Annotated in this window: 10 protein-coding genes; 7 read left to right on the forward strand and 3 right to left on the reverse strand. The window is 45.0% G+C overall.

Annotation, left to right across the window (positions count from 1 at the left end):
• Positions 1 to 117 precede the first annotated feature (117 nt).
• Complete coding sequence (locus BLR84_RS15390; RefSeq protein WP_090469773.1) at positions 118 to 1,509, reverse strand: Gfo/Idh/MocA family protein; 1,392 nt, start codon at positions 1,507 to 1,509, stop codon at positions 118 to 120.
• A 184-nt stretch (positions 1,510 to 1,693) separates the two neighbouring features.
• Here BLR84_RS15390 and BLR84_RS15395 point away from each other — a divergent pair, with 184 nt between their 5' ends.
• On the forward strand, positions 1,694 to 3,598 hold the full coding sequence (locus tag BLR84_RS15395; RefSeq protein ID WP_090469776.1) for a beta-N-acetylhexosaminidase: 1,905 nt from the start codon (positions 1,694 to 1,696) through the stop codon (positions 3,596 to 3,598).
• A gap of 202 nt (positions 3,599 to 3,800) precedes the next feature.
• Here BLR84_RS15395 and BLR84_RS15400 read toward each other — a convergent pair whose 3' ends face one another.
• The gene (locus tag BLR84_RS15400; RefSeq protein ID WP_090469779.1) at positions 3,801 to 5,447 is read right to left on the reverse strand and encodes a S8 family serine peptidase; all 1,647 of its coding nucleotides are present in this window, start codon (positions 5,445 to 5,447) and stop codon (positions 3,801 to 3,803) included.
• Positions 5,448 to 5,471: 24 nt separating this feature from the next.
• Positions 5,472 to 7,013: an L-piperidine-6-carboxylate dehydrogenase gene (locus BLR84_RS15405; RefSeq protein ID WP_090469782.1), complete on the reverse strand. Its 1,542-nt coding sequence runs from the start codon at positions 7,011 to 7,013 to the stop codon at positions 5,472 to 5,474.
• A 239-nt stretch (positions 7,014 to 7,252) separates the two neighbouring features.
• On the opposite strand from BLR84_RS15405, the gene BLR84_RS15410 reads away from it, so the two are divergent.
• From BLR84_RS15410 to gldD, 6 genes are all read left to right on the forward strand, one after another.
• Positions 7,253 to 8,656: a tetratricopeptide repeat protein gene (locus tag BLR84_RS15410; protein ID WP_090469785.1), complete on the forward strand. Its 1,404-nt coding sequence runs from the start codon at positions 7,253 to 7,255 to the stop codon at positions 8,654 to 8,656.
• 317 nt (positions 8,657 to 8,973) lie between these two features.
• Positions 8,974 to 9,735 (forward strand): phosphosulfolactate synthase, encoded by a 762-nt coding sequence (locus BLR84_RS15420; protein WP_090469790.1) that lies wholly within the window; start codon positions 8,974 to 8,976, stop codon positions 9,733 to 9,735.
• 467 nt (positions 9,736 to 10,202) lie between these two features.
• The gene (locus BLR84_RS15425) at positions 10,203 to 11,594 is read left to right on the forward strand and encodes a discoidin domain-containing protein (protein WP_090469793.1); all 1,392 of its coding nucleotides are present in this window, start codon (positions 10,203 to 10,205) and stop codon (positions 11,592 to 11,594) included.
• 144 nt (positions 11,595 to 11,738) lie between these two features.
• Positions 11,739 to 12,500, forward strand: a complete 762-nt coding sequence (locus BLR84_RS15430) for a YoaK family protein (RefSeq protein WP_090469795.1) — start codon at positions 11,739 to 11,741, stop codon at positions 12,498 to 12,500.
• A gap of 36 nt (positions 12,501 to 12,536) precedes the next feature.
• Positions 12,537 to 13,337 (forward strand): shikimate dehydrogenase family protein, encoded by an 801-nt coding sequence (locus tag BLR84_RS15435; protein ID WP_090469798.1) that lies wholly within the window; start codon positions 12,537 to 12,539, stop codon positions 13,335 to 13,337.
• On the forward strand, positions 13,334 to 13,912 hold the full coding sequence (gene gldD / locus BLR84_RS15440) for a gliding motility lipoprotein GldD (protein ID WP_090469800.1): 579 nt from the start codon (positions 13,334 to 13,336) through the stop codon (positions 13,910 to 13,912). Before BLR84_RS15435 ends, gldD begins: the two co-directional genes overlap by 4 nt.
• Positions 13,913 to 14,113: the final 201 nt, after the last annotated feature.

Genomic DNA, 14,113 nt, shown 5'->3' on the forward strand with positions numbered 1-14,113 from the left:
AAACTCTAAATGTCATTTCGAACGAGGTACGAGGAGAAATCTTTTGCGATATACATAGCTCGCGCAGAAGATCTCTCCTCGTACCTCGTTCGAGATGACAACAAGGGTCTCCATTACCTACACCAACTTCATCCCCACCGGATCCCACTTAATGATCCTGTTCTCAAAATAACTATCGTTACAAGCCAGGCATGGGGCCGCTGCTCGGAAGCCAAAAGCTGCATCCTCTACCACAGGTTTCCCGGCGCGCATCGAATCAAAAAAATTGGCAAAATGTTCGTTGGAATCATTATAGCCTTCAGGTTCGTGGTAAACCACATCGTCCATTTTGGGCGCCTGCTGGTCGGCAGCGGAATATTTTTTATTGTACTCCTCTACAATGGCTTTTTGCATGGCCTCAGGATAGGTTCCGAATGCATCCCAGCCGCCATAACCCGGCGCTACCGGCATTTTGCTTTTATGGATGGTAAAGCCGCCACCATCACTCATGTCAATAACCCCTTCAGAGCCGATGATTCTGGTGGAGGCACGGTCACCTTCACCACTTACAAAGTTTACCCGGAGCGTAGCCTGAAAAGCCGGATGCTCCGGCGATTCGGGGTAGGAGATCACCGCGCTCATCACATCAGGCACATTGCGGCCATCCTTCCAGTAAGTTAAACCTCCTATCGAAAATATTTTATCAGGTCCTTTGGAGCCGGTTATAAAATGAATACCCGATAACAAGTGCACGAACAAGTCGCCGGCAACACCGGTGCCATATTCGCGGTAATTGCGCCATCTGAAGAAACGATTACTGTCATAGGCATGCTTTACCTTGCTGTTAGCCTGATACTGCTCCCAGCCCACCGTTTGGGGCGATGCATCTAGCGGAATGGTATATTGCCATGCCCCCAGCGCGCTTTGCCGGCTAAAGGAAGCCTCTACCGCGTTGATCTTGCCAATGGCGCCCGACTGGTAAAGTTCCTGCGCTTTTTTAAACGCAATGCCACTCACCCGCTGACTGCCCACCTGGAAAACTGCTTTGGTTTCCTGTTGGGCTTTGATCTCATTCAATCCCTCGCTGATGTGGTGCACCATGGGCTTCTCGCTGTAAACAGCTTTGCCTTTGTGCATAGCTTCAATAGATATGGGGCTGTGCCAGTTATCGCTGGTAGCCACAATAACGGCATCAATATCCTTGCGGTTTAAAATATCATGGTAATTATCGGTAGTAAAAATATTGGGCCCGTAAACCTCCTTAGCCCGTTGCAGGCGGCCCTTGTACAGGTCGCAGGCGGCAACCAATTCCACACCCGGAACGATAAGGGCCGCGTGGGTGTCATTAAAACCCATAATGCCCATGCCTATGGTGGCTATCCTGATCTTATCATTAGGGCTTACACGTTTTTCGGCCTGTAAAATTCTTTTTTCATGCTCTTCTTTGGCGGCCAGGCTGGTAAGCGATGCCGAGGTTAGGAGAACCGAGGTGCCAAATTGTTTTAAAAACTTTCTTCTGTCAGTTGCCATAGGTATCTGGTTTTAGGTCAGGTAAATGAATAATTGGTTTGTACGATCAGTTAAGTACTACAGGCGCAGCTACGGATGTATTGATATGCAATTTAAAACAACAAATTTTACCTTGCAACTTTTTAATTTTATTTAAAAAGTTTAATTTGCATACCGTTTCCCAATTAAAACATATCCCTTCTGTATGAAAAAATTATCCTTATTGCTTTGCTGTTGCCTTGTGCACGCGCTATCGTTTGGCCAGGTTGCCCAAAGCGGCTTATCCATTATCCCCGAACCGGTAAAAACAACACGCCTGGCGGGCCAGTTCCTGCTGCCCAAAAGCGTTATTGTGGAAGCCGGCAGTCAGCCCGAACTGGCTTCGATAACTAGTTATCTGAAAAAGAAACTGACCACCGCGGCGGGTTCATCTGTGACCATCAAAAGCGTTGCCCCAACGGCTTCTATCAAGCTTATCCTCAATAAAACTACCGATGCGGCTATTGGTACCGAAGGATATACCCTATCGGTAAAGGCAAAAAAGATTGTGATCAGGGCTAATGAAGCGGCGGGTTTGTTTTATGGTGTGCAAACGCTGATGCAATTATTGCCTGCTGATATTGAAAGCGCGCAGCTGGTGAAAAATGTGAAATGGACCGTGCCTTGTGTGGAAATTACTGATTACCCACGCTTTGCCTGGAGGGGATTAATGTTTGATGTGGCGCGTCACTTTTTTACCAAAGCAGAGGTAAAACAATACATAGATGCCATGGTGAAGTACAAACTGAACCTGTTGCACCTGCACTTAACCGATGATGAAGGCTGGCGTGTAGAGATCAAGAGTTTGCCAAAACTCACCACTGTTGGTGCTTATAACGTTAAAAAAGTAGGCCAGTTTGGTACGTTTAGCCCACCAGCGGCTAATGAGCCACGCACCTATGGTGGGTTTTATACCCAGGATGATATCCGCGAGTTGGTGCAATATGCCAAGGAACGTTTTGTAAATATATTACCGGAGATAGATGTACCGGGGCATAGTCTTGCCGCTGTTGTTGCTTATCCGGAGCTTTCCTGCACACCCGGTGCCGATAAATATGTAGTTAACTCGGGCGAACCATTTATGAACTGGGATGGTCCGCATAACACAGCCATTGTGGATAATACCCTTTGCCCGGCCAATGAAAATGTATACACTTTCCTGGATAAGGTAGTAACCGAAGTGGCGCAGCTGTTCCCGTTTGGTTATATACACATGGGCGGTGATGAATGCGCCAAGAATTTCTGGGAGCAAAGCGATGCCATTAAAGCCCTGATGGCTAAAGAAGGACTGAAAACACAACAGGAGGTACAAAGCTATTTTGAGAAACGCTTAGAGAAGATAGTAGAATCAAAAGGTAAAAAGTTCATGGGCTGGGACGAGATCATTGAAGGGGGACTTGGTCCGAATGCCGCGGTAATGAGCTGGAGAGGTATTAAGGGCGGTATTGAAGCCGCTAAACAGGGGCATGAGGTGGTGATGAGTCCAACCACTTTTGCTTACCTGGATTACATGCAAAGCGACCGCGTGAACGAAACAAAGATATACGCCACGCTGCGCCTGAGCAAATCATACGAGTTTGAGCCGGTGCCAGATAGTGTCGACGCGAAACTGATCAAAGGCGGGCAGGCTAATTTATGGACCGAGCAGGTGTATAACATCCGCCAGGCCGAATATATGACCTGGCCAAGGGGAATGGCCATTGCCGAGTCGGTATGGTCGCCAAAGCAAAAGAAAAGCTGGCCTTATTTCTTCGGCAAAGTAGAAAAACAGTTCGATCGTTTTAACGCTGCCGAAACCAAGTACGCGCCAAGCGCTTATGATCCTTCATTCAATGGCATACGCAATGCTGATGGCACGTTAAAAATAACCCTCATCAATGAGGTAGATGGCCTGGATACCTATTACAGTTTTGATAATTCGTTCCCGGATAATTTCTATCCAAAATATACCCAACCCATTGATGCACCCAAGGATGCTACAACGCTGCGGGTGATCACTTATAGAGGTAAAAAACCGATTGGTAGGATGGTGACTATGCCGCTGTCGGAATTGAATAGCAGGGTTAAATAGATTATTACTCCGTACAACAAGAAAGCCTTGCCGGTTTACCGGCAAGGCTTTCTTGTTGTATATTTCCTCCCATGTCATTGCGAGCGAAGCGTGGCAATCTCCTCAGGTGTTAATCGATGAGAATAGCTACGAGATTGCTTCGTCGTTCCTCCTCGCAATGACATATGCTGTAGAAGGGCGGCAATAACGCGTGGTACGTTTATCAATTAACTCGCTCGCCTTTTGTTTTGGATGCTATCTGCAGTGCTTTGTAGGCATTTACAATACCACCGGTTTTGCTCAGGGAGGCAAAATCAACTTTAATGGTTTTGCTGCCTGGCCTGAACACCATAGTACCGGTTAATGGTGTTGCCGATTGCAGGATGATCTGCTTCAGCTGCCTGGCGCTCAATGTTGGATAATACTCCAGTAGTAAAGCCGCTACTCCTGCAGTAATGGGCGACGAAAAGCTGGTGCCATCCTCGGTCATAAATTCGGCATCGGTATCCACTGTAGTTACTTTAACACCGGGAGCAAACACGTCAACATTCTTTTTACCATAGTTGGAGAAATCACCGGCCAGGTGTTCGCCTAATTTAGGGCCGGATGCACCAACGTTGATCACGTTATCTGCATCAGCAGTGCCATCCAAAAAGGTATCATTCGGATAATCGGGAGTAACGTCCACATCCTGGTTATCGTTACCTGCCGCCTGTACCAGTAACACATCTTTTGATGCCGCGTATTTAAAGGCTTCATCAAGCCACTCTTTATGCGGCGATATTTTTTTGCCAAAGCTCATGTTAACAATCCTTGCGCCGTTATCAACCGCGTAGTGTATAGCATTGGCAATGTCCTTATCGTATTCATCCCCATTAGGTACTGCTTTAATAGCCATGATCTGCACGTTATCGGCAACACCGTTAATGCCATAATTATTGTTGCGAATGGCCCCTATCAAACCGGCTACACCTGTACCGTGTGATGCATCTGTAAATTTAAGCAGGTTGTTGCCATAAGGTTTATGATCCATGCTATCTACATTATCACCAACGATGCGTTTACGTGCTTCCAGATCAGGCGACAGATCATTATTTAGTTTGGCCAGGTACTCGCTCAGGTCTTTGATGATGGCGGCATTGGTTTTATTAGTGCCCTCCTGCGAGAATATGGATTCCCAAACATATTTGCTTTGTGTAAGGGTATCATTGGCCAGCTTAAGCTTTACCAGGTCGGCTTGTTTAAAAGTACCGTTGGCGGGCAGGCTCAGCCCTCTTTTAATATAACCGCTGGTTACCATCAACGCGTTCATGATGGGTTGCAGTTGTTCGGTTTCGGTGCGCGATTTATTAACGGTGCTATCGTAAATGGTTTTTACACGTTTCCAGTAAGCGTATTGTTTTTTATCGACAGCGTTAGTATCAGTGATATTTTCAAATTTACCTTTCAGCTTATTGTATTCACGTACCTCCTCGGTTGTTTCATTAAAATCAGCTTTGCCATCCGGGCCGCCCAAGAAGTTCCAGCCATGTATATCATCCACATAACCATTGTGGTCATCATCGATACCGTTGCCCGGAATTTCTTTGGTATTCGTCCAAAGGATGCTTTTCAGGTCTTTTTGTAAAGTATCAATACCGCTATCGATTGTAGCAATCACCACGGGTTTGCTTTTTTTGCCCTGTAAAAAAAGATAAGCTGGTTTCAGGCTGATACCATAAAAACCATTTTCTTTCAGGTCCATCAATTGCCAGCCTTTTGGAGGCTCGGGCTCTGATGGTGGAATTACTTGTGCAAAAGTTGTTTGACTTAATGTTAATGCAGTTAATAAGGTGGTGCCTGTGATTAATAAATTGCGGTAATTGAACATGTACAAAAATTAGAAAATAAAAAATTATAGGTCGAATTTGATCCCTTGTGCTAAAGGCAACGTTTTTGAGTAATTAATAGTATTTGTTTGGCGCCTCATGTAAACTTTCCAGGCATCAGAACCAGATTCGCGACCACCGCCGGTTTCTTTTTCGCCACCAAACGCGCCGCCTATCTCTGCACCCGATGTGCCGATGTTTACATTAGCTATGCCACAATCAGAACCAGCATAGGATAAAAATTGTTCTGCCTCACGCAAATTATTAGTCATAATAGCCGATGATAAACCCTGCGGAACACCATTCTGCAAATCAATAGCTTCTTCAAGCGTGCTATATTTGATCAAATAAAGTATCGGCGCAAAAGTTTCGTGCTGCACTATTTTAAAATGGTTCTCCACTTCGGCAATGCAAGGTTTTACGTAACAGCCTGATAAATAGTTATCCCCTTCAAGCTTACCGCCCTCAACTAAGAATTTGCCACCTTCGGCTTTGCATTTTTCAATAGAGTCCAGGTATAGCTTCACAGCGTCGTGATCAATCAGCGGGCCCATGTGGTTATGTTCATCCAAAGGGTTGCCAATGCGGATCTGTTTGTACGCATTCACCAGTTTTTGTTTAAAGGCATCGTAAACACTTTCGTGGATGATGAGCCTGCGTGTACTGGTACAACGCTGACCGGCGGTACCAACCGCGCCAAATACCGCGCCGATGAGTGACATATCCAGATCGGCATTTTCACTGATGATAATAGCGTTGTTGCCACCTAATTCCAGCAGGCTCGTTCCCAAACGTGCGCCTACGGCTGCGCTAACCGCCTTGCCCATTCGGGTTGATCCGGTAGCCGATATCAATGGTACACGGGTATCGGCAGCCATCAGCTCGCCAATGTTACGATCGCCGATGATGAGGTTGGATACCCCCTCTTCAATATTATTCTTTTTAAATACCTCTTGGGCAATGTGCTGACAGGCAATGGCAGTCAATGGTGTTTTTTCTGATGGTTTCCAGATGCAAACGTCGCCGCAAACCCAGGCCAGCAGGGAATTCCAGCTCCAAACGGCTACCGGGAAATTAAATGCCGAAATAATACCTACAATGCCCAGCGGATGATATTGCTCATACATACGGTGGTTGGCTCTTTCGGAGTGCATGGTTAATCCGTAAAGCTGACGGCTCAAACCAACAGCAAAGTCGGCTATGTCAATCATCTCCTGAACCTCACCCAGGCCCTCCTGCAGGCTTTTACCCATTTCGTACGATACCAGGCTGCCCAGGTCGTGTTTGTGGGCACGTAAAGCTTCACCAATCTGGCGCACGATCTCGCCGCGTTTTGGTGCAGGGGTGTTGCGCCAGGTTTTAAAAGCCTTGGCGGCTTGCTCAACTACCTGGTTATAATCGTTTTCTGAAGCAAATTTTACGGAAGCTATTTTTTTGCCGTCAACCGGCGATATAATATCTTTTACGGTAGCGCCGGCGCTGCTGCCCCAGTGCTTTCCTGTACTAAAAGCATCATTAATATCGTTTATATGTAAACGTTTTAGAATGTCTGAAATATCGAGGTTCATAATTGTTACTTTTGTCAAAGGTAAAAATCTTAAGGCAATTTTTAGTTTACGCACTTTTGGCTCGTGAATTGATTGTCATTAATTATCAATACTTTGCAAGCAGATCATGTTAAAAATGTGTGAATGTTGAAAACTAAATTGTTTATTGGAGGCTTACTTGTTGTATTTTGAACTCAATAAGTCTTTACAAGACAATAACAATTGTTAACCTAAAGCGGATGTTCTGCAAACAAAATTGAATGGAAGAAGAATTTGAATTTGGTTTTACCGAAGATCCAAAGTTTTCGGTAGAACGGTACGAGGAGATGATCCGTAATCACGACCAGTACTTTTTTGATGCCCAGGCGTTTGAGAACATTATCGACTACTACATCGAGAAAAATGATCCGGCCAAGGCTCTGCAAGTAGCAGAATACGCGCGTAACCAACACCCTTTTGCAGCGGTTTTTTTAATTAAACAGGCACAATTACTGGTAGTTACCAACAAAGTAACCGAAGCTTTCGCGGCTTTAGACAAAGCTGCCATGCTGGAGGCTTCTGATGCGGATATTTATATTATCCGCGGCAATTTATACGAAAGTATGGAGCGCTATGGCGAAGCCCTGGAAAATTATGAAAAAGCATTGGGCCTGGCTGAAGAGACCGACGAGATCCTGCTGCATATTGCCTACGTGTACCAAAACATGGGCGACTATGACACGGCCATAACCTATCTTAAGCTTTGCCTTAAGCAGAATATGGAAAACCAGGATGCCCTGTACGAACTGGCTTTTTGCTATGACGTAATGGACAACCAGCAGGAAAGCGTGCAGTTTTATCAACAGTATATTGATAACGAGCCTTACAGTTATGCCGCATGGTATAACCTGGGCAACGCCTACACCAAGCTGAGCCTGTTTGAAAAAGCCATTGACGCTTATGACTACGCCATCCTGATCAAGGACAGCTTTGCGTCGGCCTACTTTAACAAGGGTAATGCCCTGGTTAACCTGGAAAAATATGCTGAAGCGATTGAAGTATACCGCCATACCTTTGAGTACGAGCAGCCTAATGCCGATACTTACTGTGCCATTGGCGAGTGCTATGAAAAGCTGGAGCAGATGGACGATGCCCGCGCCTTTTATAAAAAATCAGTTAAAATGGATCCTAAGCTGGCCGATGCCTGGTTTGGCATAGGTGTTACGCTTGATTTTGAAGAACGTTATTTTGAGGCCCTGCATTTTTATAAAAAAGCGCTCGACCTGGATATTGCCAATGCCGATTACTGGTTTGCCATTGCCGATGCCGAGTATAAACTGGGTCATATGACCGAAGCTGAGCAGGCTTATGAAAAGGTGGTGGAACTAAACCCGCTGGATATTGATGCCTGGTTAGACTACTCATCTATATTGTATGAGCAGGACAGGCTAACCGGCGCTATCGAGATCATATCGGAAGCTATCAAAAATAACCCCGAAGCGGCTGAGCTTTATTACCGAATGGTGGCTTATTTATTTGCCAAAGGCGAATACAATGAGGCCCTAAACCACCTGGAAATGGCCCTGACCAGCGATCCGGACAAACATTATATACTATTTGATTACCTGCCGCAATTACAAAAGAACAAGGTGATTGTGGATATTATTAATAAGTATACGAAGTAGCAGATGTACAGATTTTAGATGTGCAGATGTGCAAATGATAAAAAAATGGCGGTTGATTTCAGTATCAATCGCCATTTTATTTTTATTCAAGGAGCGTCGGGTGTCATGCTGAGCTCCGTCGAAGCATGGTGGGTAGGCCTCTACGCGCGAGTCTTCGACGGAGCTCAGACTGACAGCCCTTTTAATTGCGATATAAATTTTACAAAAACTTCATCATTTGCACATCTGAAATTAGCACAATTGCATAGTTGAGTCAGTTTTTTTTCGGATATTTGCACCATTAGAACTTTTAGTTATAGGCTATAACCATCTATTGTATGAATTATATGATCAATGATCTTCCCGAACGTACAGCTAAACCTCGTGATAAAGGCATTACCATGGTGATGGACAAAGGATTGAGTTTAAGGCAAGTGGAGGATTTTCTGGAAGTAGGTGGAGCTTATACGGATATTGTTAAACTGGGTTGGGCAACCTCATACGTTACCCCTAACTTAACCGAAAAAGTAAAGCTGTACCAGGAAGCAGGCATTCCAGTATATTTTGGAGGTACTTTGTTTGAGGCTTTTATTGTACGTAACCAGTTTGATGATTACTGTCGTCTATTGGATAAATACAAGCTGGAGCATTGTGAAGTGTCTGACGGATCCATCACTATTGAGCATGAGATCAAATGCGAATATATCAGTCGCCTGGCTAAACAGGTTACCGTGATATCGGAAGTAGGTTCCAAAGATGTGCAAAAGATATTTGCACCATATAAATGGATCAAACTGATGAACGCCGAAATTGAGGCAGGTTCATGGAAGGTAATAGCCGAAGCCCGTGAAAGCGGTAACGTAGGTATTTACCGCGATTCTGGCGAGGTAAGGCAGGGTCTGGTGGATGAGATCCTGACCCAGATACCCGAAGGCACCATTATTTGGGAAGCCCCGCAAAAGGCACAGCAGGTATGGTTTATTAAACTGATAGGCGCCAACGTGAGCTTGGGTAATATTGCCCCAACAGATATTATTCCGCTGGAAACATTAAGATTAGGTATCCGCAGCGATACTTTCGATCATTTTTTGAATTTATAACTGGTCTTACTATATGAATTAAGAAGTCTCCGGATTAATTTCTGGAGGCTTTTTTTGTTTTAAGGAGTGAAAGAAGAAGAAGCTTTCGTAATCATCTCTTTCTTAGCGCGTCATTGCGAGGAGGAACGACGTGGCAATCCCCTACTTACAGAGAGGCCCTGCTAATCTGGGGTTACCACGCTTCGCTCGCAATGATGTGGGGGCTTCTTATCATAGTACATTTTAAGAAGCCATAGCTATACACAATACCTACATATTAATCAATAATATAATTATTAAGATATTAGAAATAAAGTTTCGACAAATAATACAAAATGATATAATAATTATATATATTAGTAAATCGTTTTATCAATATATATAATTATAGAACAGCGATTTGGTGATCAGGGGTGCTTTTTATGATTTGGTCATATGGCGTGTATTTAATATGAAACTTATTAATCAACCTTATAAAACACAACACTATGAAAATCAAAACCACGTTCTTGAGCGTTCTGCTGCTCGGAGCCGTCATGTCATGCACCAAACAAAACCAGATTACTGACCAGTCAAATGACGATCCGAAGAAAAACACTGTCCTTGCCGATGCCCCGCTTACCTGGCAGGAGCATTGGTTTGAACACAACCAGCTACTTAACCGCGTATTTAACGATACCAGGGTGGCGGTTTACTACGATAACGATGTTGACCGTAGCATCACCTGGCCTAGTACCTATCTGGCCCAGGTTTGGAACTACACCAAAAAAACTTATGGTTCATTCGGAACAGAATCACAGCTGTATGTGATATTGCATACCGCTAAGTATAGCGGCGGGCATCCCAGTACTTATTTGGATGGCAGTCATGACTACAGAAACGTAATTGATTGCGGATCATCAAGCACTACCGCCTGGACAGCTGGTACTGGTAACGACCTGGACCTTACCACGCATGAAGTTGGGCACATTGTAGAGGGTGCCTCAAAAAATGTACATGGTTCGCCGGCATTTAATATCTGGCATGACAGCAAATGGATGGAGATGTATATTTATGATGTATACCTTGGCCTGGGACGTACCGCCGATGCCCAGCGCTGGTATAACCTGGTTTTAGGTGGCTCAGATCCTTACCCCCGCGCCAATACACATTGGTTTAAAGACTGGTGGTACCCGCTTTATACCCAATATGGAAAAACCGCGGTGCTCAACAAATATTTCACTTTGCTGGCGGCTAATTTCCCAAAACATACGGTTTCAAACGGTGTAACCAACATCAGCGAATACACCAGGGATTTGAGTTTTGGTGAGTTTGTACATTTCTGGAGCGGCGCTGCCGGAGCTGATCTGAAACAGCTGGCCCTTACTGCTTTTGGAAACCTGGACGAACAAGGTAACGACTGGACCGTTCAATTAGAACAGGCTAAGGCAACGTTCCCAAATGTTACTTACCCCGGAAGTACCCCAACAACCGTTACCCTTACCGTTAGTAAAGAAAACAGCGGTGGCGCAGGCGCAAATGAAGGCTCATTAAAAATGATTGATAATAACCTGGCTTCCAAATTTTTTGTGGCGGGTTATGATACCGGCTTCTGGGCGCAGTTAACTTATCCATCAGTAGTAATATTAAAAGGATACGCGCTCACCTCGGGCAATGATGCCCCTGACCGCGATCCTAAAAGCTGGAAATTAATGGGCTCTAATAATGGTTCCACATTTACGCAATTGGATGTTCGCACCAATGAAAGTTTTCCTTCGCGCAATCAAACCAAAAGCTATTCGTTTACTAACACCACCGCATACAAGTATTATCGCTTGTATGTAACCGCCAATAATGGCAGTGTGGATTTTCAGTTGAGCGAATGGTCTGTTAATCAGTAAAACCCCTGTTTTAAATAACTCCTCAGTAAATTGTAAATAAGCCGCGAGACCTCGCGGCTTATTCGTTTTTGTGCACTTTCCATAAATTTGTTTAGCTATCTTGGGCATGATATCATTTACCTATAAAACTATCGAACAACAGCAATGGTCACAGAAGCTGAAAATTCATCAACAGAAAATTCCGGCCAAACGCCGGTGCAGGTGTATTCTGATAATTCTATAGAAGTTGCCGCCTTGCTTACCTTGTCTGGCGGTTTTTTGGATGTATTTACCTATGTTGGGCATGGTGGCGTATTTGCTAATTCCATGACGGGTAATGTAGTGTTTCTGGGGATGTATGCCGCCCTGGGCGACTGGCAGCAGGCCATGCACCACATTCCGCCTATTATAGCATTTTTGATCGGTGTGTTCATCGCTTACCGCATGCACTTGCCATCAGTATTAAAATATCTGCCCAAGCCCGCCTTAACCTGTCTGGGTTTCGAGATCATTGTACTTATAGCCTGTTCGTTTTTATCTGATTCTTTTCCGGATATACCTTTGGTGTTGGCCATATCGCTGGTGGCGGCCATGCAAAATTCGAGCTTTACCAAACTGGAGCAATGGACCTATAACTCCGTCATGACAACCGGTAACCTGCGCCGTTTTGCCGAGGCTTTTTTTAGGGGTACTATGCCGGCGCGAAACCCCGTGGCCCTGCGCGAGGCCCGGCTATTCGGCTTTGTTTGCGTTTGTTTTTTAGCAGGCGCCATCCTGGCAGCCTTAACCACCAAACGCATGCATGATTACGCCCTGTTTATACCCGCGGGTACTTTGCTTATAGCATTCATTATTTGCTGGCGCAGGCAAAAGGCGAAAGTTTTGTATTTTAAATTGAAAAGGAATCAGCCTCCCACTGCTCAATAGTTTCCATAACTTATGAAATGTTGCTAATATTACGCCATGAAACAATACGGACTTATAGGCTATCCCCTTTCACATTCTTTTTCAAAGAAATATTTTGCCGAAAAATTTAAGGACGAAGGTATAACCGATGCTGCTTATGAGCTGTATCCCCTGGAGCATATCAAAGACCTGCAGGATCTGCTGGATGAACACCCGGATATCTGCGGTCTCAATATCACCATCCCACATAAGGTGGCTGTGTTGCCCTACCTGGATTGGATTGAGCATGATGCCCGCAAAGCCGGAGCGGTAAACTGTATCTGTGTAATTGCCGAAAGTCCTGTACAGGCAGCTTTTACCGGCGAGGTCGGTATTGGAGGCCATGATTTCAGGCTGGAGGGATATAACACAGATCTGTATGGTTTCGAAATGTCTATCCGTCCATTAATAAAGGATACCGAAGATGAGGCCCTGGTGCTGGGCGATGGCGGCGCGGCACAAGCGGTAAAATGTGTGCTGGAAAACATGGGTATTGCCTATAAAACCGTTACCCGTAAACCGCATCCCGATCATATCCTGTTCAGCGACCTGAAACCGGATCACATTAAACAGCATAAGATCATTATCAATACCACCCCTGTTGGCACCGCACCCAAGATTGATGAGTGCCCGCCGATACCTTATGAGGCGATAACCGATGAGCATTTGCTGTATGACCTGATCTACAACCCGGAAGAAACCTTGTTCTTGCGAAAAGGCCGCGAGCAGGGCGCCGCCACCAAAAACGGTTACGAAATGCTGGTACTACAAGCCGAAAGATCATGGGAGATATGGAATGCTAAAGATAACCGCGTATGAGATATGCAGGGCTATTGACGGCAGCGCTGTTGTTTTTGGCGGCCTGTGGTGGTAACCATGATTATTCGCCAAAGCCGAGGGGATATTACCGCATCGCTTTTCCTAAAAAAGAATACCAGGATTATAACGCGGGCTGTCCTTATTCTTTCAGCTATCCTAAATACGCCGTTATCGAGCCCGACAGAACCAAAGGTGCGAAACCATGCTGGGTAAATATGCAGTTCCCGCAATTTCATGCTACATTGCATTTAAGCTATCAGCCGGTAACCTCCAAAAAAGTATTTAATGAACTGGTGGAGGATGCCCGCACCTTCGCCTTTAAACATACGGTAAAAGCCACTTCTATTGATGAAGGTGTAATAGGTTATACCGAGCGTAAGGTTTATGGTATCTATTATACCATTGATGGCAACGCGGCATCATCGGCACAGTTCTTCCTGACCGACAGTACAAAAAATTACCTGCGCGGCGCCCTCTACTTTAACTCCGAACCCCGCCTGGATTCTATTCAGCCCGTGCTTAATTTTATCAAGCAGGATATAGCTGTAATGATCAAGAGTTTTAAGTGGAAGTAGGTTTTAGAGGCAAGAGATAAGAATCAAGAGACAAGAAAAAATTCAAAAACCACGTCATTGCGAGGTACGAAGCAATCTCTAAACTGTACAGAGCAAATAGGCGTAACCGATATGCTTACGTAGAGATTGCTTCGTACCTCGCAATGACGTATTTTTTATTAACCATGAGGTGTCACCCTGAGCTTGTCGAAGGGCGCGCGC

It is taken from the genome of Mucilaginibacter sp. OK268 (genome assembly GCF_900103125.1).
Taxonomy (GTDB): Bacteria; Bacteroidota; Bacteroidia; order Sphingobacteriales; family Sphingobacteriaceae; genus Mucilaginibacter.